General features: G+C 40.3%; 10 protein-coding genes and 1 pseudogene. 4 read left to right on the top strand and 7 right to left on the bottom strand.

The window, feature by feature from the left end; genetic code table 11:
* Window positions 1–39: 39 nt before the first annotated feature.
* The gene (locus LG372_RS05675) at window positions 40–882 is read right to left on the bottom strand and encodes a metallophosphoesterase family protein (RefSeq protein WP_225742316.1); all 843 of its coding nucleotides are present in this window, start codon (window positions 880–882) and stop codon (window positions 40–42) included.
* 351 nt (window positions 883–1,233) lie between these two features.
* On the opposite strand from LG372_RS05675, the pseudogene LG372_RS09800 reads away from it, so the two are divergent.
* A pseudogene (locus LG372_RS09800) lies at window positions 1,234–1,346 on the top strand (AAA family ATPase); the annotation flags it as partial.
* A gap of 78 nt (window positions 1,347–1,424) precedes the next feature.
* Window positions 1,425–3,368, top strand: a complete 1,944-nt coding sequence (gene thrS / locus LG372_RS05670) for a threonine--tRNA ligase (protein WP_225742315.1) — start codon at window positions 1,425–1,427, stop codon at window positions 3,366–3,368.
* A 255-nt stretch (window positions 3,369–3,623) separates the two neighbouring features.
* Here the strand turns inward: thrS and LG372_RS05665 are convergent, their stop codons facing one another.
* From LG372_RS05665 to LG372_RS05655, 3 genes are all read right to left on the bottom strand, one after another.
* Window positions 3,624–4,673, bottom strand: coding sequence for a DUF389 domain-containing protein (locus LG372_RS05665; protein ID WP_125852135.1), 1,050 nt, complete (start codon window positions 4,671–4,673; stop codon window positions 3,624–3,626).
* 416 nt (window positions 4,674–5,089) lie between these two features.
* Entirely contained in the window at window positions 5,090–6,064 is a 975-nt protein-coding gene (locus LG372_RS05660; RefSeq protein WP_225742314.1) for a sensor histidine kinase, read from the bottom strand.
* On the bottom strand, window positions 6,057–6,734 hold the full coding sequence (locus LG372_RS05655) for a response regulator transcription factor (RefSeq protein WP_000548991.1): 678 nt from the start codon (window positions 6,732–6,734) through the stop codon (window positions 6,057–6,059). The genes LG372_RS05660 and LG372_RS05655 overlap by 8 nt, the downstream gene beginning before the upstream one ends.
* Window positions 6,735–6,890: 156 nt before the next feature.
* Between LG372_RS05655 and LG372_RS05650 the strand changes: the two genes are divergently transcribed.
* Window positions 6,891–7,964 carry a DUF2974 domain-containing protein gene (locus LG372_RS05650; RefSeq protein WP_125852133.1) on the top strand — a complete coding sequence of 358 codons (1,074 nt, stop codon included), beginning with the start codon at window positions 6,891–6,893 and terminating at the stop codon, window positions 7,962–7,964.
* 90 nt (window positions 7,965–8,054) lie between these two features.
* Here the strand turns inward: LG372_RS05650 and LG372_RS05645 are convergent, their stop codons facing one another.
* Window positions 8,055–16,517, bottom strand: a complete 8,463-nt coding sequence (locus tag LG372_RS05645; RefSeq protein WP_225742313.1) for a YSIRK-type signal peptide-containing protein — start codon at window positions 16,515–16,517, stop codon at window positions 8,055–8,057.
* 619 nt (window positions 16,518–17,136) lie between these two features.
* Here LG372_RS05645 and LG372_RS05640 point away from each other — a divergent pair.
* The gene (locus tag LG372_RS05640) at window positions 17,137–17,766 is read left to right on the top strand and encodes an MBL fold metallo-hydrolase (RefSeq protein WP_070842404.1); all 630 of its coding nucleotides are present in this window, start codon (window positions 17,137–17,139) and stop codon (window positions 17,764–17,766) included.
* 117 nt (window positions 17,767–17,883) lie between these two features.
* Here the strand turns inward: LG372_RS05640 and LG372_RS05635 are convergent, their stop codons facing one another.
* Together LG372_RS05635 and pepO are read right to left on the bottom strand one after the other, a co-directional pair.
* Window positions 17,884–18,636: a hypothetical protein gene (locus LG372_RS05635; RefSeq protein WP_070842405.1), complete on the bottom strand. Its 753-nt coding sequence runs from the start codon at window positions 18,634–18,636 to the stop codon at window positions 17,884–17,886.
* Window positions 18,637–18,695: 59 nt separating this feature from the next.
* Window positions 18,696–20,588 (bottom strand): M13 family metallopeptidase, encoded by a 1,893-nt coding sequence (gene pepO, locus LG372_RS05630; protein WP_225742312.1) that lies wholly within the window; start codon window positions 20,586–20,588, stop codon window positions 18,696–18,698.
* Between the last annotated feature and the right edge of the window lie 111 nt (window positions 20,589–20,699).

The following is a 20,699-nucleotide window of genomic DNA, read 5'->3' as shown; positions in this document are numbered from 1 at the left end:
TCTTCTTTTTCTATTATTATACCCTTTTTAGTTGTAATGTCAATCGTTACCACTTTTCAACCAGGCATCTAACTCCCTATCGTAGCCATCTTTCTGGGCCAATTCTCTCAAAAATTCCTGATCATGGGTATGGTGGATACCATTGACCAGACTTTCATAGTAAACCTCAAAATAGGGAAGTTTGAGATCTTTAGCCAACTGCAATTCAGCTGCTACATCGTAGTCTACCCGTCGGAAGTCCATATCTACCAAGCCCTTGTCATCAAACTCTAAAATCATATACTGGGCCCGCAAGTCCTTCCGTAACTGGGCATCTAGAAAGAAAGGTTGCCCAATCGAACCCGGATTGACAATCAATTGCCCACCAGTCCCGTAACGAAGCAACTGCTGGTGAATATGACCATAAACAGCAATATCACAAGGTGGATTGGTCACCAAGCGGTCAAAGTCCTCTTGTGCTCCAGTATGAATCAACTCACGCCCCCAGTTCTTATCAGGAAGATGATGGCTAATTCCCACCGTCAAATCCCCAAACTGACGATGAATCTGGAGAGGTTGATTGTGGAGCAGTTCAATTTCTTCTAGGGAAATTTCCTCTAAAACATACTGGCACTGGCGCAAGAGATAGCGTTGACTAGGACGAGTACTATCCAATTCCTTGCGGACACCATGCCAAAGACTGTCTTCCCAGTTTCCCAAAACTCTAGCCGTAATCGGTAGTTGATCCAACAAGTCCAAAATTCTTCTACGCCCTGTCCCTGGCATGAGAATGTCTCCCAAAAGCCAGTATTCATCCACTCCTAGCTGCCGAGCATCTGCCAAAACAGCCTCCAAGGCGGTGGTATTTCCATGAATATCTGAAAGAATAGCTATTTTTGTCATTCTTTCTCCTCATTTCCTCTTATATATCTTTTTAATATTATAACAAAAAATACTGTATAAGAGTGACCTTTAACCCACTCTTACTAAATCCAGAACACTACTTTTATCAAGGTAAAGACTTATCAAAAAGATGATTTCACATTACTCCTAACAAAGCATAGCAAGCACTCCTTCCAAGCACTCCTTCAATGAAGAAAATTCAAAAAAATCTACAAATATCTTGAAAAATCTCACAATCATGCTATAATAATCCATAGAGACAAGTCACTTAGTCCCTTTCTACTAGAGAGTGCGTGGTTGCTGGAAACGCATAGAGAGCCTAAACTGATACTACTCTACTAACTTTTATGAAAACATAAAACGGTGGCCACGTTAGAGCCAATCAGAGGTGTCCCTCTTTTTTGAGGAACATAAATGAAGGTGGAACCACGTTGCGACGTCCTTTCGAGGATGTCGCTTTTTTTCTAGCTTTCACAGTCCTCTGTCCCTGTTCTCAGAATAGGGTTAACACATTCGTCAATAATATAAGTAAGGAGAACATCATGATTAACATTACTTTCCCAGATGGCGCTGTTCGTGAATTCGAATCTGGCGTAACAACTTTTGAAATTGCCCAATCTATCAGCAATTCCCTAGCTAAAAAGGCCTTGGCTGGTAAATTCAACGGTAAACTTATCGACACTACTCGTGCTATCACTGAAGATGGAAGCATCGAAATTGTGACACCTGATCACGAAGATGCCCTTCCAATCTTGCGTCACTCAGCTGCTCACTTGTTCGCCCAAGCAGCTCGTCGTCTTTTCCCAGACATTCACTTGGGAGTTGGTCCAGCCATCGAAGATGGTTTCTACTACGATACTGACAACACAGCTGGTCAAATCTCTAACGAAGACCTTCCTCGTATCGAAGAAGAAATGCAAAAAATTGTCAAAGAAAACTTCCCATCAATCCGTGAAGAAGTTACTAAAGACGAGGCACGTGAAATCTTCAAGAACGACCCTTACAAGTTGGAATTGATTGAAGAACACTCAGAAGACGAAGGTGGTTTGACCATCTACCGTCAGGGTGAATATGTAGACCTTTGCCGTGGCCCTCACGTCCCATCAACAGGCCGCATCCAAATCTTCCACCTTCTCCATGTAGCAGGTGCTTACTGGCGTGGAAATAGTGATAACGCTATGATGCAACGTATCTACGGTACAGCTTGGTTTGATAAGAAAGACTTGAAAAACTACCTTCAAATGCGTGAAGAAGCTAAGGAACGTGACCACCGTAAACTTGGTAAAGAGCTTGATCTCTTCATGATTTCTCAAGAGGTTGGTCAAGGTTTGCCATTCTGGTTGCCAAATGGTGCGACTATTCGTCGTGAGTTGGAACGCTACATCGTAGACAAGGAGTTGGCTTCAGGCTATCAACACGTCTACACTCCACCACTTGCTTCTGTTGAGCTTTACAAGACTTCTGGTCACTGGGATCATTACCAAGAAGATATGTTCCCAACTATGGATATGGGGGACGGGGAAGAATTTGTCCTTCGTCCAATGAACTGCCCACACCACATCCAAGTCTTCAAACATCATATTCACTCATACCGTGAGTTGCCAATCCGTATCGCTGAAATCGGTATGATGCACCGTTATGAAAAATCTGGTGCCCTTACTGGTCTTCAACGTGTACGTGAAATGTCACTCAACGACGGTCACCTCTTTGTGACTCCAGAACAAATCCAAGAAGAATTCCAACGCGCCCTTCAGTTGATTATCGATGTTTATGAAGACTTCAACTTGACTGAATACCGCTTCCGTCTCTCTCTTCGCGACCCTCAAGATACTCACAAGTACTTTGATAACGATGAGATGTGGGAGAATGCCCAAACCATGCTTCGTGCCGCCCTTGATGAAATGGGTGTGGACTACTTTGAAGCCGAAGGTGAAGCAGCCTTCTACGGACCAAAATTAGATATCCAGGTTAAAACTGCCCTTGGTAAAGAAGAAACCCTTTCGACTATCCAGCTTGACTTCTTGCTTCCAGAACGCTTCGACCTCAAATATATCGGAGCTGATGGTGAAGAGCACCGTCCAGTTATGATCCACCGTGGTGTTATCTCAACCATGGAACGCTTCACAGCTATCTTGATTGAAAACTACAAGGGTGCCTTCCCAACATGGCTTGCACCGCACCAAGTAACCCTCATCCCAGTTTCTAACGAGAAACACGTGGACTACGCTTGGGAAGTGGCTAAGAAACTCCGTGACCGCGGTGTCCGTGCAGATGTAGATGAGCGCAATGAAAAAATGCAGTTCAAGATCCGTGCTTCACAAACAAGCAAGATTCCTTACCAATTAATCGTTGGGGATAAGGAAATGGAAGACGGAACAGTCAACGTTCGTCGCTACGGCCAAAAAGAAACACAAACTGTCTCAGTAGATGATTTTGTTCAAGCTATCCTAGCTGATATCGCCAACAAATCACGCGTTGAGAAATAAGAAATAAAACCTGGGATAAAATCCTAGATACCTAAAAAGCAACAACTGAAACAGCTGTTGCTTTTTATATTTTTACTCAATGAAAATCAAAAAGCAAACTAGGAAGCTAGCCGCAAGCTGTACTTGAGTACGGTAAGGAGACGCTGACGTGGTTTAAATTTGATTTTCGAAGAGTATTATTTAATCCGAGCTAGTAGTGATTGACCAAACCACCACACAAGATTTTCTTTCATGAGTTAGATAAGGTCAATATCCTCATTCCTTGTCTGCTTCATTTTCTTTTACGAGATCTTTTTGTGAATCCTTTTCAGAGAGTTTTTGATCGATATACTTGTTAATGGTTTCATAAAATTCCTTAGTCGTATCACTGTCTAATTTTGTCGAATTATGAACTTGATTGACTTTCAATTGAACAGATTGAATACCGTAAGAGGCTTGTTTTTGGTGGAGCGTTTCTAATTCTTCTTCTGAAATCGGATCTCCAACAACCGTCAAGACTAATTCATTGTCCCTTGACTTGTAGACTTGATTAATGACCGTGTGATTGGCGAACTCTTTTCCTACAAACTGTTTGATTCCTTCTTTTCGCGCTTGATCTATCGTCAGAGTGACTGCTGAATAACTAGCTGGAAGAATCAATAATACAATCAAGGATATCAACCCAATTCTCATTTTAATATTTAGCTCTTTAAATGAACTTAAGGGAGATTTTCTCATCAAAATTCTTGTTCCAACAATGTTGGTTAGCATGATAAAGACACAGTTGATCAAGAAGAGATAGAGAGCCCCAAATAAAAATCGTACATTTCCATTAGCTAAACCGTAACCTGCAGTACAGATAGGTGGCATCAGAGCTGTTGCAATGGCTACTCCTGGTACGATATTGTTTGCTTCTTTTTTCCTTGATCCAATTACGCCTGCTATCCCACCAGCAATAGCAATAAGAACATCCCAAATGGTTGGAGAGGTTCGTGCAATCAATTCGCTACTTTCATAAGATAAGGGAGAAATCCAGAAATACAGAGCCGAGACAAGCAAGCTGACCAATACTTGAGTAAATAAAACCTCTAGAGATTGCTTGATTAAACGCGTATCAAAAATAGCTAAACCAAACCCCAGTCCAACAATCGGTGTCATAAGAGGGGAAATTAGCATGGCTCCAATAATGACAGCTGTTGAATTCATATTTAGTCCGATAGAGGCAATAAAAATCGCACACATCAAAATCACTGTATCTCTTAATCGAACATGAAGATCATCATATAATTTCTCACGGTATTCACGTGTTGAATAGTTTCCGGTCATTGGTTACTCCTTTTATTTCATAATAATCTTGTTTCTGTATGGATGATGGTAGAGAGACTTTTGTCCAATCTTACATATTTTTCTTCTCACCTGTAATTCTTTTGAGAATTATCCTTTAAGTATCCGTCAGTCTATCCTTCATATTATATCAAAAATTTTACAGTCTTTCTCTGAAGAAATCTATCAATTGAACAGATATATAAAGAAATTTTTGTTTCCTTATCCAAAGAACAAAAGACTGCATCTCTTATAAAAGAAGATGCAGTTTAATAAATAAGCGTGATGAGTTTGTTTGACAACCCATTGCTCCATTTTGATTTTTTCAACCGAAAACGCCCAAGCAAATAATTTACTAGGATACACAGTTAAAGATAAAAAAGCCCAGTTGTCTTATCCTGGGCTCTTATCTACTCTTCTCACTCAAGGACTAAGTTCACTTGAGCAAACTGAATCCGCACTATCGTTCCTTTTCCAACCTCAGACTCGATGCGAATCTGGTGCCCCAGTTCTTCAGAAATTTTCTTAGATAGGTAAAGTCCAAGTCCAGATGATTGCTGGGTCAGGCGCCCATTATATCCTGAAAAGCCACGTTCAAAGACTCGGAGGACATCACTGTTTTTTATCCCGATTCCTGTATCCTTGATACAAAGCTCTTGCCCCTCCATATAAATCTCCAGACCACCTTCCTTGGTATACTTGAGACTGTTTGAGATGATTTGCTCAATAACCACTAGCAGCCACTTTTTATCCGTCACGATTTCTTTATCAAGGTCATGTAGATTGACATTTAAGCCTTTTTGAATAAAGAAAAGAGCATATTTACGAATTATTTCCTTGACCAAGTCCTCGATTTGCACCTGCTTCAAGACCAAATCATCATGGAAACTTTCTAAACGCAGGTACTGTAAGACTAGGTTGGTATAGGAGTCTATCTTGAAAATTTCCTGTTCTAACTGCTGCTTCAGTTGGCGGTCGACCACTTCTGCAACTAAGAGTTTACTGGCTGCAATGGGGGTCTTTATCTGATGGACCCACAAGGTATAGTAATCCAGCAAATCCGTCAGTTTTCTTTCTGAATCTGACCTCTGCTGATAGAGTTCCATCTCACGCGCTTCTAATTTTTCAGCCAAGGCTCTTTCCAAAGGAGACTGAGCTTCCCTATCCCCATAGAGAATTTCCTGGCGATAGACCTGCATTTCCACCAATATGTCCCAAGTGAAAAATAAGATGGTTACAAAGCAACACAGCAGGAAAAAGTAGAGAAAGTAAATTCCCAAACTGGCAAATAAAAACTGAAAGAGCAAAACCAGAAATGCTAAAGCAATCAGATATATAAACAGACGACTACGGGAGCGCAGATAGGCTAGAAAAAATTGTTTCCAATCAAGCATGCTTCAGTCCGTACCCTATCCCTTTCTTGGTCTCGATAAATCCTACCAAGCCCTGCTCTTCCAACTTTTTACGCAAACGAGCCACATTGACAGAGAGAGTATTATCATCAATGAAAAAGTCACTGTTCCAAAGTTCCCGCATGAGGTCGTCACGCGCTACAATATTGCCCGCATGCTCAAACAGCACTCGTAAAATCTGGAATTCATTCTTGGTCAAATTCAAGACTTGCCCTTGATAATGTAAATCCATTGATTTGGTATTGAGGATAACACCAGCATATTCCAGTAAACTCTCGTCACGCCCAAACTCATAGGAACGACGCAGCAAGCCCTGAACCTTGGCTAGAAGGACCTGCTGGTCAAAAGGCTTGGTCACAAAGTCATCCGCGCCCATATTGATTGCCATGACAATATCCATAGCCTGGTCTCTCGAAGACAGAAACATGATAGGCACCTTGGAAATCTTGCGGATTTCCTGACACCAGTGATAGCCATTAAACAAAGGCAGTCCAATATCCATGAGGACCAGATGAGGTTCCGATTGGACAAAAAGGCTCAAAACTTCCATAAAGTCTTCTACCAGAACCACTTCAAATCCCCATTCAGAGAGCATTTTCCCGACCTGTTGACGAATGACCTGATCATCTTCTACTAATAAAATCTTGTGCATGCGCTCCTCCTTTTCTATTATTATAACAGATTTTTCCATGTTAGAAGGTCTGAAACTGAATTTGAAAGAGCTTGTTTTTAGCCAACAAAATGAGGCAACCCTACTAGCTAATTTGAGGGAAATTTGATAAGATAAATAAAAAAGAAAGGAGCTCTAATGGCCAATATTTTTGATTATCTGAAAGATGTCGCACACGATTCCTTTTACGACCTTCCTTTGAATGAGCTAGACATTCTAGCCTTAACAGAAATCACCTATCTCTCCTTTGATAATCTGGTCTCCACAAGTCCTCTGCGACTTTTAGACTTGGCACCTCTCATTCCAAGAGAGTCTAACATGTTGACCAGTAAAAACCGCCTCCAGCTATTAGATGAACTAGCTCAACACAAGCGCTTCAAAAATTGCAAACTCTCCCATTTTATCAATGATATCGACCCTGAGCTGCAAAAACAGTTTGCGGCTATGACCTACCGCCTCACTCTCGATACCTATCTGATTGTCTTTCGTGGGACAGATGACAGTATCATTGGCTGGAAGGAAGATTTCCACCTGACCTATATGAAGGAAATTCCTGCTCAAAAGCACGCCCTACGCTATTTAAGAAATTTTCTTGTCCACCATCCTAAGCAAAAGGTCATTCTGGCTGGACATTCCAAGGGAGGAAATCTAGCTATCTATGCTGCTAGTCAAATTGAGCAAAGCTTGCAAAATCAAATCACAGCAGTTTATACCTTTGATGCGCCTGGTCTCCATAAAGAACTGACACAAACCGAGGGCTATCAAAGGATAATGGATAGAAGCAAGGTCTTCATCCCACAAGGGTCCATTATCGGTATGATGATGGAAATCCCTAACCACCAAATCATCGTGCACAGTACTGCCTTAGGTGGTATCGCCCAGCACGATACCTTTAGTTGGCAGATTGAGGACAAGCACTTCGTCCAACTGGATAAAATCAACAGTGATAGTCAACAAGTTGACACAACCTTCAAAGAATGGGTGGCAACAGTCCCTGACGAGGAGCTTCAGCTCTACTTCGACCTCTTCTTTGGCACCATTCTAGATGCTGGGATTAGCTCCATCAATGACCTGTCATCCTTAAAGGCGCTTGAACACATTCATCATCTCTTTGTCCAAGCTCAATCCCTCACTCCAGAAGAAAGGGAAACCATGGGACGCCTTACCCAATTATTGATTGATACCCGTTACCAAGCATGGAAAAATAGATAATCCACATAAAAAACCCAACTAATCACTTGATTAGTTGGGTTTTCATTTATGAAATTGAATTCCTTTGTTTAATCTTTAATGATTAAAACATTAGTCTTCTTTTTTCTTGCGTGCCACAAGACCAAATCCGCTCAATACTCCAAGAAGTCCAAGAGCTGCTAGGCTTGAGTGATCTTCTGTACCAGTATTAGGCAATTCCTTAGCCGGTTTAGCTGGAGCTGGTTTTGATGGTTTCGCAGGTTCTGGTTTCACAGAAGGAATGATTTTTTCATAAACATGAACTGTGTCGCCATTTGGAAGTTTCTTAGTTTCTACGAAGCGGTAGCCTGGAATATCTTTCTTAGGTTGTTCGCCATCTTCACTTGGATTACCTGGAATTTCGTTTCCTTCTTTATCCTTGAATGATGTCTTAACTTTTTCGTAGACGTGCTCTGTATCTCCATTTGGAAGTTTCTTAGTTTCTACGAAGCGGTAGCCTGGAATATCTTTCTTAGGTTGTTCGCCATCTTCACTTGGATTACCTGGAATCTCGTTTCCTTCTTTATCCTTGAATGATGTCTTAACTTTTTCGTAGACGTGCTCGATGTCGCCATTTGGAAGTTTCTTAGTCTCTACGAAGCGGTAACCTGGGATATCTTTCTTAGGTTGTTCGCCATCTTCTGTTGGATAGTTTGGAATTTCATTTCCTTCTTTATCCTTGAATGATGTCTTAACTTTTTCGTAGACGTGTTCGATGTCGCCATTTGGAAGTTTCTTAGTCTCTACGAAGCGGTAACCTGGGATATCTTTCTTAGGTTGTTCGCCATCTTCTGTTGGATAGTTTGGAATTTCATTTCCTTCTTTATCCTTGAATGATGTCTTAACTTTCTCATAAACGTGTTCGATGTCGCCATTTGGAAGTTTCTTAGTCTCTACGAAGCGGTAACCTGGGATATCTTTCTTAGGTTGTTCGCCATCTTCTGTTGGATAGTTTGGAATTTCATTTCCGTCTTTATCCTTGTGACTTGTCTTAACTTTCTCATAAACGTGCTCTGTATCACCGTTTGGAAGTTTCTTAGTTTCTACGAAGCGGTAACCTGGGATATCTTTCTTAGGATTTGTACCTTCTTCAGTAGTTGTTCCTGGAATTACATTACCATCTTTATCTTTATAAGTTGTCGTAACTTTTTCATAGATGTGTTTTGTATTTCCTTTTTCGTCTACTTCAGTTTTAACAATCTTGTATCCTGGGATATCTTTAGTTGGTTTAGTTCCATCTTCTGTTGGTGAAAGTGGTTTACCATCTTTATCAACGAACGAAGTATCAGGACGAACTGTTGGAGTGTAAGTAGCTGTTACAGGTGTTCCGTTCTTATCTACACGTTTAACTGTCACACCTTTAGCTTTTCCTACGAAGTCAGGTTCTGGTGTGAACGTTACTTTACCGTTTTCATCGATTGTGTATGTTCCTTCGCCTGGTACTTTCTTCTCAGTTGTGCCATCGTCAAATGTTGGTTTAACAGTTTCATCGATTGGTACATTAGGGTTTCCTGGTTTAAATTCAGGTGTTCCTGTTTGTGGTTGCCCTTTAGGTCCTTCAGATTCTGCAGGTGTTCCTTCTGGAGTCACTGGAGTTACTGTTGGTGTGTATTTAGCTGTCACTGGTGTGCCATTCTTATCTACACGTTTAACAGTTACGCCTGTTCCTTTACCTGTGAATGTCTTCTCTGGTGTGAACGTTACTGTACCGTCTGGATTTACTTTGTAAGTTCCTTCGCCTGGAATTGTCTTAGTTGTTGATCCATCTTCGAAGGTTGCTGGTACTTCATCATCCATTGGTACTTCTGGGTTGCCTGGTTTGAATTCAGGTTTACCATTTTGTTCTTTACCTTGGATATCTGTTGTTTCAGCAGGTGTTCCTTCTGGAGTTACTGGGGTTACTGTTGGTGTGTATTTAGCCGTTACTGGCGTACCGTTCTTATCTACACGTTTAACAGTTACGCCTGTGCCTTTACCTGTGAATGTCTTCTCAGGTGTGAACGTTACTGTGCCATCTGATGAAACTGTGTATGTTCCTTCACCTGGAATTGTCTTAGTTGTTGAACCGTCTTCGAAGGTTGCTGGTACTTCATCATCCATTGGTACTTCTGGGTTGCCTGGTTTGAATTCAGGTTTACCATTTTGTTCTTTACCTTGGATATCTGTTGTTTCAGCTGGGTCTGCGGTTGGGGTTACTGGGGTTACGTTTGGTGTGTATTTAGCCGTTACTGGGGTTCCGTTCTTATCTACACGTTTAACTGTTACGCCTGTGCCTTTACCTGTGAAGTTCTTCTCTGGTGTGAACGTTACTGTTCCATCTGGTGAGACTGTGTATGTTCCTTCACCTGGAATTGTCTTAGTTGTTGAACCATCTTCGAAGGTTGCTGGTACTTCATCATCCATTGGAACTTCTGGGTTGCCTGGTTTGAATTCAGGTTTACCATTTTGTTCTTTACCTTGGATATCTGTTGTTTCAGCTGGTGTTCCTTCTGGAGTCACTGGAGTTACTGTTGGTGTGTATTTAGCTGTTACTGGGGTACCATTCTTATCTACACGTTTAACTGTTACGCCTGTGCCTTTACCTGTGAATGTCTTCTCTGGTGTGAACGTTACTGTACCGTCTGGATTTACTTTGTAAGTTCCTTCGCCTGGAATTGTCTTAGTTGTTGATCCATCTTCGAAGGTTGCTGGTACTTCGTCATTCATCGGTACATTTGGATTTCCTGGTTTGAATTCAGGTTTGCCAGTTTGTTCTTTACCTTGGATATCTGTTGTTTCAGCTGGTTCTGCTGTTGGGGTTACAGGGGTTACGTTTGGTGTGTATGTTGTTGAAACTGGCGTTCCATTTACGTCTACACGTTGGACTGTAACTCCTTTTGCTTTTCCTACGAATTGTGGTTCTGGACGGAATTCTACTACTCCGTTATATACTGTGTAAGTTCCTTCGCCCGGTACCACGATTTCATTAGTTACTTTACCTGTTGATGGATCGATTAATTCTAATGGTTTTGTTTCATCGATTGGTACAATTTTTTGTACTCCATCTACTGATACTCTTCCTCCTAAGAATTGTGGTAATCCCTTTTGTAACGCACCTTGGATATCTGTTGTTTCAGCTGGTGTTGCTGTTGGAGTTGCTGGTAATACTGTTGGTGTGTATTTAGCCGTTACTGGTGTTCCGTTCTTATCTACACGTTTAACCGTTACTCCTGTTCCTGTTCCTGTGAATGTTTTCTCAGGTACGAATGTTACTGTTCCATCTGGAGCTACAGTGTAAGTACCTTCTCCTGGAATTACTTTTTCTTTTGAACCATCTTCGAATGTCGCTGGAGTATCATCATCCATTGGCACTTCATCAGCACCAGGTGTGAATGTTGGTTTACCAGTTTGAGTTGCACCTTGTACATCTTTTGTTTCTTTTGGTTCTGCTGTTGGTACTACTGGAGTTACTGTTGGTGTGTAAGTTGTTTCTACCTTAGTTCCGTTAGTATCCTTCGCTACAACCTTAGCTGGATCTGGTGTGCCTGTGAAGTCTTTGTTTGGTTGGAATGTAATAACTCCTGTTGTTGGATCAATTGTGTATGTTCCAACTTCTTTACCATCTTTTGTAGCTGGCATTGTTGTTACTTCGTTACCACTTGGGTCTACCAATTTAACAGTTGTCTTATCAATTGGTGCTACTTCATCACCTTGTTTGAACATTGACTCTGTTTCTTGAGTTTGTGGTTGACCTTGTTTTCCAGTTGTTTCTTTTGGTTCTGCTGTTGGTACTACTGGAGTTACTGTTGGTGTGTAAGTTGTTTCTACCTTAGTTCCGTTAGTATCCTTCGCTACAACCTTAGCTGGATCTGGTGTACCAACAAAGTCTTTGTTTGGTTGGAATGTGATAACTCCTGTCGTTGGATCAATTGTGTATGTTCCAACTTCTTTACCATCTTTCATCGCTGGCATTGTTGTTACTTCATTACCACTTGGGTCTACCAATTTAACAGTTGTCTTATCAATTGGTGCTACTTCATCACCTTGTTTGAACATTGACTCTGTTTCTTGAGTTTGTGGTTGACCTTGTTTTCCAGTTGTTTCTTTTGGTGTTGCCGTTGGAACTACTGGAGTCACTGTTGGTGTATAAGTAGCTGTTGCTGGCGTTCCATTTTTATCTTTAACTTCAACAGTTGCTGGATCTGGTGTACCAACAAAGTCTTTGTTTGGTTTAAATGTTACAACACCTGTTAAAGGATCGATTACGTATTTACCAATTTCTTTTCCATCTTTTGTAGCTGGAATTTCTTTGTCATCAACTGGTTGTCCATTTACTACAAATTTAGCTGGTTGCTGCTCGTTGATTGTAATTGGTGCTGTTTCATCACCTTGTGTAAAGACAGGTTTACCTGTTTGTTCTTGTCCTTGTTTTCCTTCAGATGTAACTGGTGCTCCTGTCGGTGTTACTGGTGTTACTTCTGGAGTATATTTTCCTTTTGAAGTAACTGGAACTTTGTTTCCTTCTGAGTCAGTGGCTGTTACTGATACTTGTACATTAACACCTTTAGCTTTTCCTGTAAATGTTGGAAGTGGTTCAAATGTTACTACACCTGTTGTTGGATCGATTGAGTATGTTCCTTCTCCATCAACTACCACTTTACCTTCAGCATTAGCTCCTTCTAATGAGTAGGCAGCTGTTGTCCAGTCTACGTTTGTGCCATCTAATGTATTATCTGTATTATTTAATTCAGAGAAACGATCTTTTCCTGATTTAGATGTTTGAGGTTGTCCTTGTTTTCCTGTAGTTTCATCTGTAGATGGTGCAATTCCGTATACAGTTGGTGTATATGAATTTTCTACCGCTACTGTTACTGGATTTCCTGATTCATCATTAAATGTTACATCAGCCGCTACTGTTACCGGATTTGCAGTTCCTACAAATCCTTCTACTGGAGTGAACGTTACTTCACCTGTATTTGGATCTACAGTGTATGTTCCTTCATCAGTTGTTACAGATTCAACTTTTGCTCCTGTTTTTGGATCTACTAGTTTGTAGTTTGATACTGTAGTTCCTTCTTTTCCATCATTGAAATTGTCGGCCATTGAGTCAGTTTGTTTTTGACCTTGAGCGCCTGATGATTTCTCTGGTTCTGTTACTACGATGTAGTAAGTTGTTTCTGCTACTGCATCTTCTGTAACTTCACCAGTATTTGTTCCACCGACTGTTGGAGTTGTCACAACCCCATTTGAATCTACTGCGCTTACTGTTACTTTGTAACGTCCTTTTTGGGATAGTACATAAGCGTTAGCTTTAGCTAGATTTGCTTCTGCAGCTGTTTTAAGAGCTGTACGTGCAGTTTCTACTGCTTTTTCAGCTTCTAAAGCTGCAGTACGTGTTGACTCTACTTCAGTATTTTTTGTTGAAAGATTTGTTTGAGCTGTTGCTAATTGTGCTTCAATAGATGCTTTAAACTCTTTTACATTAGCAAGTTTTCTCTCTGCTAATTCTTGAGCCGTTGGAGAAATTGTACGTAGCTTCAAGTCATCTAATGCTGCTTGAGCATCTTCTACCGTTCTTGTTGAACGATCTAATAGTTCTTGAAGACGTGCTAATTCATTTTGTGTATCTTGATATTCTTTTACAGCCGTTGCTGCCGCTTGAGTTTTAGCTGCCGCTGTACGTTGTGCTTGAATATAAGCTGTTTCTTCTGCTTGAGCTCCATCAAAATTAGTTACTGTTCCATCTGGTGCAGTTACTGTTACTTTTGTTTTGATAGTGTCAGAATCTGTTGCTGATGTTTTATCATCGATTGTATCTGCGAATGCTACGTTTGCTTTAGGTGATTTAATTAAGTCTACTGATGCATCTTTTGCTTCTGAATAACTTGTTGAAGTTCCTGTTGGTTTAGCATTTTGAATTGATGCTACGTCTGTTGAGCTTGCTTCGCGATATGCTACATACCCTTTAAATCCTGATGCTGTTTCGACGTCCCAACCAGCTGCTGTTGCTTTAGCTGTTACTGCTGAACCATCAGAAGATGTCCATTGGTTTGTTACTGAGTCATAACTTACTGTAACTACCATTCCTTGTTCTGATGATGTGTTATCTTTTTTAACTAGAGTCTCTGTTCGTGTAACGGCTCCTACTGCAGTTACCTCACCATTTTTACGAATTTCAGCGATTTTATCTACTAATGTTGCCGCTGAAGATGTTGTATTCCATGTACGTTCAAATTCATAGACAACAAATTTAACATCACCATTTGCTTGAGCATCTGTATATACACGACGTTCAATAAGAGTTGATGTGCCATTGCCATTGTCTTTTAGTTCATAAGCTTTTTCAGTAGGTAATGAATATCTACCTGTTGCACTGTTAAATACCGCTTTATGCGTATTACCTGCTGCATCAGTTACCATAGCAAATTCACGTTGAATATTTGCTTTAACCTTATCAGTTGTTGCTTTCGCTACAATATTATCCACACCTACATATTTAGTAGATTCTGGTGTTACGGTTAAGTTAAGAGTTGAATCTCCTGTTGTAGATGCAGCCCCTAATACCGCACCTTCTTGTACCGCTGTGTTTGTAGTGCCTGCAGCTACTGTCCAGTTTCCATCTTTAACCATAAGTTTTGTGACTGTTCCATCTGGCATTGTAATTTCAGCTTTGTTAGCACCTTTTGAAATTGTCACAGGTACAGTTGTTGCATAAGCTTCAACATTCTTAACAGTAATTTTAGGTGCTACTGCGATTGTAATATTTTCATGGGCTTCTTGACCATACATATTCCAATCCTGATTTCTCGCATTGGTTGTATTATTGTAGTCTTTTGCATAAACAGTTGCTGTATAAATTCCAGCTTCTGACGCTGTTCCAGTAATATCTCCAGTTTTTGGATCATAACTTAATCCTGGCACAACATCATTAATTGTTGTCTTACTTCCTGAATACACACCATTCAATGCTGTATGCGCTGTGACAGTTTGTGGTCCGTTCTCGGTATTTATTTTAGATCCATCAACTGCAGTAAAGGTTGCTCCATTCGTGCCTCCAGGAGCAGTTTTTGAACCGGCAACAACTTTTTCTCCATTACTTCTGTATACATAACCAGCTCTTTCATCACGAGTCATTCCATCGTTATCAACATATTTAATATTATTAGTAACTTGATCTCCTATTGTTACCAATTTTGATGTTCCTTGAATACGTGGTGCAGAGCTATCTTGCCATCCAATCCATCCAGCTGTTAAGTCTCTGAAAGCAACTTGCTGAGTAGCTCCACCTTTCTCTATAGTTAGGACATAACGCATGTCATATACACCATTTTGAAGAGTAGATGCTATATATCCTTCTACAGTATCTGTAGCTGCATTATAAGCTAATCCAGGAGGTAAGTTGCTCGCTTCAATTTTTGCTATTGTGTATCCTGCAGCAGTTGCCTCTGGTGATAAACTAAAACGTTTTTTTACATCAGTAAGATATACATAGTGGTCTCCTTGCTGATAAGTATATCCGTAGATTTCTGTGGTTAAGTATTCGTAAGCACCACCTGCACCCCATGTATTATTGTTGTTAGCTTTACCAGTGACACGAAGTTTCCCTTTCCATAGTTCTGCTTCACGTCCCACTTTTTGAGCTTCTGTTTTAGATAATGGAATATCTGTACGTCCACTTGTCCCTGCTTGTCCATTATTAGCCGCAGGCACATCAGTGTTCTCAGATTGATAACCATGAACATAAACTTTATAGTTAGCGTTACCATCTAGTACTTTGTAAGATTTACCTGTAGAACCAAGAAATTCACCATTTTCTTTTCTTTGTTCTTTAGAAGCAGCTGTATACCCTTCATTAGCTGAACGTAAGTGTGAGCCTTGGACTAGTTCTTTGCCATTACGTTCATCTTTAGAACCAGTGTTTTCAATTGCGTTTGACTCAGATTTTTTCTCAGTGTTTTCCGCTTTCTTCCCTACAGTTTCTTTACCATTTGTAGTATCAACTGCTGGAGTTTCTTTTTTCTCAACTGGTTTGTTTTGTAGTTTTGAGTTTACAGTTGTTACAAGTTTGTTGTAAGCAGCTTTTAACTCATCTTGACTAGTAGCACTTGAAAGAGCTGCTTTTGCCGCTTCCAAATCTGCATTCAAAAGAGCCAAACTTTCGTCTGTCTTGTTTGCATATTTACCTGCAGCTATATTTCCTGCTACCTGGTTAACATAAGCTTCTAATTGAGCCTTATCCAATTTAGGAGCTACTACTTCTTTCGGAGCTTCCTCTGGTTTAGCTTTCTCTGCTTTAACCTCTGGTTTAGCTTCCTCTACTTTAGTTTCTGGCTTAACGGCTTCCTTCTCTTTATTAGAATCCGCTTGATTTGCTGGGGCAGTAGCTGCAGCTACTGATGCTTCAGCACCTTGAACTTCCGTTGCTGATACCGCACCATTTCCAAGGAACATCAAACCAGCTGCAATTGCTACTGATGCTGCTCCAAAGCTATATTTCCGGATACCATAACGGATGTACTTTTCTACTCTAAAATCTTGTTGTTGCTTGCCTTTCATTTAGACCCACAACCTCCTTTTTTATTTTGATGTCGATTTACAAGTTATTGATATCGAAAACTCACAGGTAACCTCAGATGAAACAAAAGATGTTAGAAGTGAAGCTTGATATCATAAAATTGTCTACAACATACAACTTTATGATATCATATTTTCTAGTCTGTAGCAAATAAAATGACTTATTTTTTTATTCTAAATTTAAAATAAATATTTTCCAAAAATACAACAATTTTCAGACTATTTAACTTGTTTTGTTAGATATATCAAAGAGTTATAGGTTACATACTATATTTTGTGGTTTCAATATATTAATTTAAATTAACTTTACATGTATATTTTGTTGTTCACAGACAAAAACTTGTCTCTACTGTAAGATACAATTTTTTGATTCATTATCCATTTTTCAATAATTTACTCTCCAGCTCATTAGATTTATTTTAAATTCCAGTTAATTAAAAACTCTAGCTAGTTCATAACTCTAAAAATAGCTATCTTTATTTTAGACAGAATGAAATAGATAACCAGTAACCTTCTTTAAAAGAGAAGGATTTTCTATCCACTTTATTCTCCCCAACTGTGCTATACTTAATTTAGTACATTCTTTGAGATCGGAGCTAGTATGAAAATCCATAAAACTGTGAATCCTGTTGCCTATGAAAACACCTATTACCTGGAAGGTGAAAAATACCTCATCGTTGTCGACCCTGGTAGCCATTGGGAAGCTATTCGTCAGACAATAGAGAACATCAACAAACCTATCTGTGCTATTCTCTTGACCCACGCCCATTATGACCATATCATGAGTCTGGACTTGGTTCGCGAGACTTTTGGCAATCCTCCTGTCTATATCGCAGAGAGTGAAGCCAGCTGGCTATATACTCCTGTCGATAATCTCTCTGGGCTTCCTCGCCACGATGATATGGCAGATGTGGTCGCAAAACCTGCAGAACACACCTTTGCCTTTCATGAAGAATACCAACTAGAGGAATTTCGTTTCACTGTCTTGCCAACACCTGGTCACTCTATCGGTGGTGTTTCTATCGTCTTTCCTGATGCTCACCTAGTCTTAACAGGGGATGCTCTTTTCCGAGAAACAATCGGACGGACCGACCTTCCGACTGGTAGCATGGAGCAACTCCTTCATAGCATCCAGACCCAACTCTTCACCCTGCCAAACTATGACGTCTATCCAGGGCATGGTCCAGCTACTACTATTGCCCACGAAAAGACTTTCAATCCCTTTTTCTAGCAAGCAAAAAACCAAGGAATTTTTCTCCTTGGTTTTTGTGTTCTGCTATTCAATTCTCCATTCTTTGACTTTAGAATCTAGCCTAGTTTTAAATTTCATCAAATACTAGTTGACTGGCTAAAATTCTTTCCAATCAAATTTAGCTAAATCAAGTTCATTAGAAGAAATCCCTAAGATTTGCTCTGGCTTTTGATCACTACCAATTTGAAAAATACCTTCTTTAATCTTCTGTACTCCGTCTTTATCAAAAGCATATAGACTTAAGTTCATTTCTGGACGTGTTGACTGCCAGTCTGCATATCTGACTTGACCGTTTTCATAAATAACTAAACTGGAACGAAAACCACCTGCAGAAGCTACATAAGCTGTATGAAGCAACTTTGGTTGTTTATTCTCTAAATAGTAAATGGCCCCTATATATTTTTTATCTCCAATAATCAATTCATCCTGACCATCATTATTTAAATCAGCAAACACATAATGAAGACTAGCTGGTTTATCGTAGGTGCTTAGTGTAAAGATATAGCCATACTCTTCAGAAAAAATCTTGTTCTGTTTCAACTTTTCATACAAGGATTCTCGGTCACCACTACTTAAAAGTGCCTGATAGTGATTGTACCGCTCTATTACTTCCTTGTACAAATCTTTTCCTGTTTCGCTTTTCGTTTCCATTGTTGTTGACGGCGTTGCCATTGAAGAACTTGTACTAGTTTGGCTCTCTGACTTCGTAGAGCTTTCCTTCTGTTCCTCTTTGGTAGAAGATGATTGTGTTGCCGAAGGTTCTATTTTTTCATCTTTTTTGTTTGCACCACAAGATGCTAAAACAAAAACAGTAAGAATAGCTGAAAATATCATTAAAAATTTCTTCATATTAACCTCTCTAACCCATCCTATACAGATTTACGGATTTTAGTATTAGATTCGATTCATTACCAAATAATCACGCGGTCTTCTGGTGAACGCCACATACCATCTCCTTCTTTGACATCATAGGTTGTAAAGAAATCATCGAAGTTTGGTACTTGCACATTGACACGGAGTTTGGCTGGTGCGTGCACATCGACACTAGCCAAAAGTTTCATAAATTCTGGACGACCTTTCATGCGCCAGATGCGACCGAAGTTGTAGAAAAATTCTTCTGCTGAGAAGTCTGGTTCTCTCTTGGCTGCTTCAAGCGCTGCAGCGATTCCTCCCAAGTCAGCCACGTTTTCTGATACAGTCAATTTACCGTTGATGGTTGCTCCATAAGAATCTTGTCCATCAAATTGGTCAATGACTTTTTGTGTTTTCTCCTTGAAGGCAGCATAGTCACTCTCTGTCCACCAATCCTTTAGGCTACCATTTTCATCAAAGGAAGCTCCATTGGTATCAAAGGCGTGGGAAATTTCATGGGCAATAACTGCTCCAATACCACCGTAGTTAGCAGAAGATGACTGATGCAAGTCATAGAAAGGTGCTTGTAAAATAGCCGCCGGGAAGACAATCAGGTTCTTCTGTGGATTGTAGTAGGCATTGACCATATGAGCAGGCATGCCCCACTCCTTGTAGTCTACAGGCTGGTTCCACTTACTCCAACTGTGTTTGATTTCCACACGCGCAAAGGCTAGAGCATTGTCAAAAAGACTAGCAGTCTCATCCACTACCTTGTCCTTATAGCGTTCTGGCAATTCTTCTGGGTAACCGATATAAGGCTTGATGACATTGAGTTTGACGATGGCCTTATCACGAGTTTCAGGAGTTAGCCAGTCATTTTTAGCCAAGCGTTCCTTATAGACATCAATCATGGTTGCCACTTTTTTCTCCACATCTGCCTTGGCCTCTGGAGAGAATTTTTCATGGGCATACCAGAGACCCAAGGCTTGTTTGAAAGGACCTTGTGCTAGCTGGTAGGCTGCCTTGACCTTGTCTTTGGCTTCTGGAACTCCTGAAAGCGCACGGCTATAGGCACCTGACAAGACACGGATTTCTTCTGTTAAATAGCTGGTTGAGAGATTGACAACACTTAAAATTAAGGTTGCCTTGAGGAGAGGCCAGGCCTCTTCACTATAGAATTGGTCTGCTGCTTGCCAGAAACGTTCCTCGTCTACGATAACCTTGTCTGGTACTTGTCCAAGAACGGCTTGGAAGAAGTCATCCAAAGGTAGGGCAGGCGCAAATTTCTTGAAATCTTCGTAATCATATGGATGGTAAAGTTTAGCATACTCTGAACTTTCTTCATTAGAGAGCACCACTGCCGCAACTCGACGGTCCAATTCTAGTCTTTTCTCTAACAAGTCTTCAATTTCTGCATCAGAGAAATCATAAGCCTTGAGAAGATTTGCGCTGCTTTCTTTCCAAAGAGTCAAGAGCTCTTCGCGCTGAGGATGGTCTTCTGCATAGTAGGTCGTATCTGGCAGGATTGTGCTTGGAGCACTGGCCCATAGAACATTGATTCTAGCATCCATAAAGTCTGGCGATACACCAAAAGGAAGGAAGTTTGGTTTTCCTGCAAGTTCAAACTCTGCTAGTCTAGCTGTAAAATCCGCAAAAGTCTCTAATTCTTGGAATTCTTTAAGGAGTGGTAAGACAGGTTTGATACCGTCAGCTTCTCTCTTGTCAAAATCACGAACTAGGCGGTGGTATTTGACGAAGTTTACTAAGATAGCATCCTCAGGCACCTCTTCTCCTGCCAACCACTTGTCTGTTGTCGCCAACATCAAGTCTTCAATTTCCTGGTCTAAATCAACAAAACCTCCTGTTTGAGACTTATCTGCTGGGATTTCAACTGTCTGTTGCCATTCTCCATTGATTGCATCATAAAAATCATCTTGATAACGTGTCATCTTGTTCTCGCTTTCATTTTTTAAGTTATTGCTAGCTTAACAAAAATTGCTTGGGAATGCAATTAAAAATGGACTTCCCTTTTCCAGCATTTTTCAGTTATTATTTTAAAT

Source organism: Streptococcus sp. Marseille-Q5112 (assembly GCF_916700555.1).
Taxonomy (GTDB): domain Bacteria; phylum Bacillota; class Bacilli; order Lactobacillales; family Streptococcaceae; genus Streptococcus; species Streptococcus symci.
This window is presented reverse-complemented; position numbering and strand designations above follow the sequence as displayed.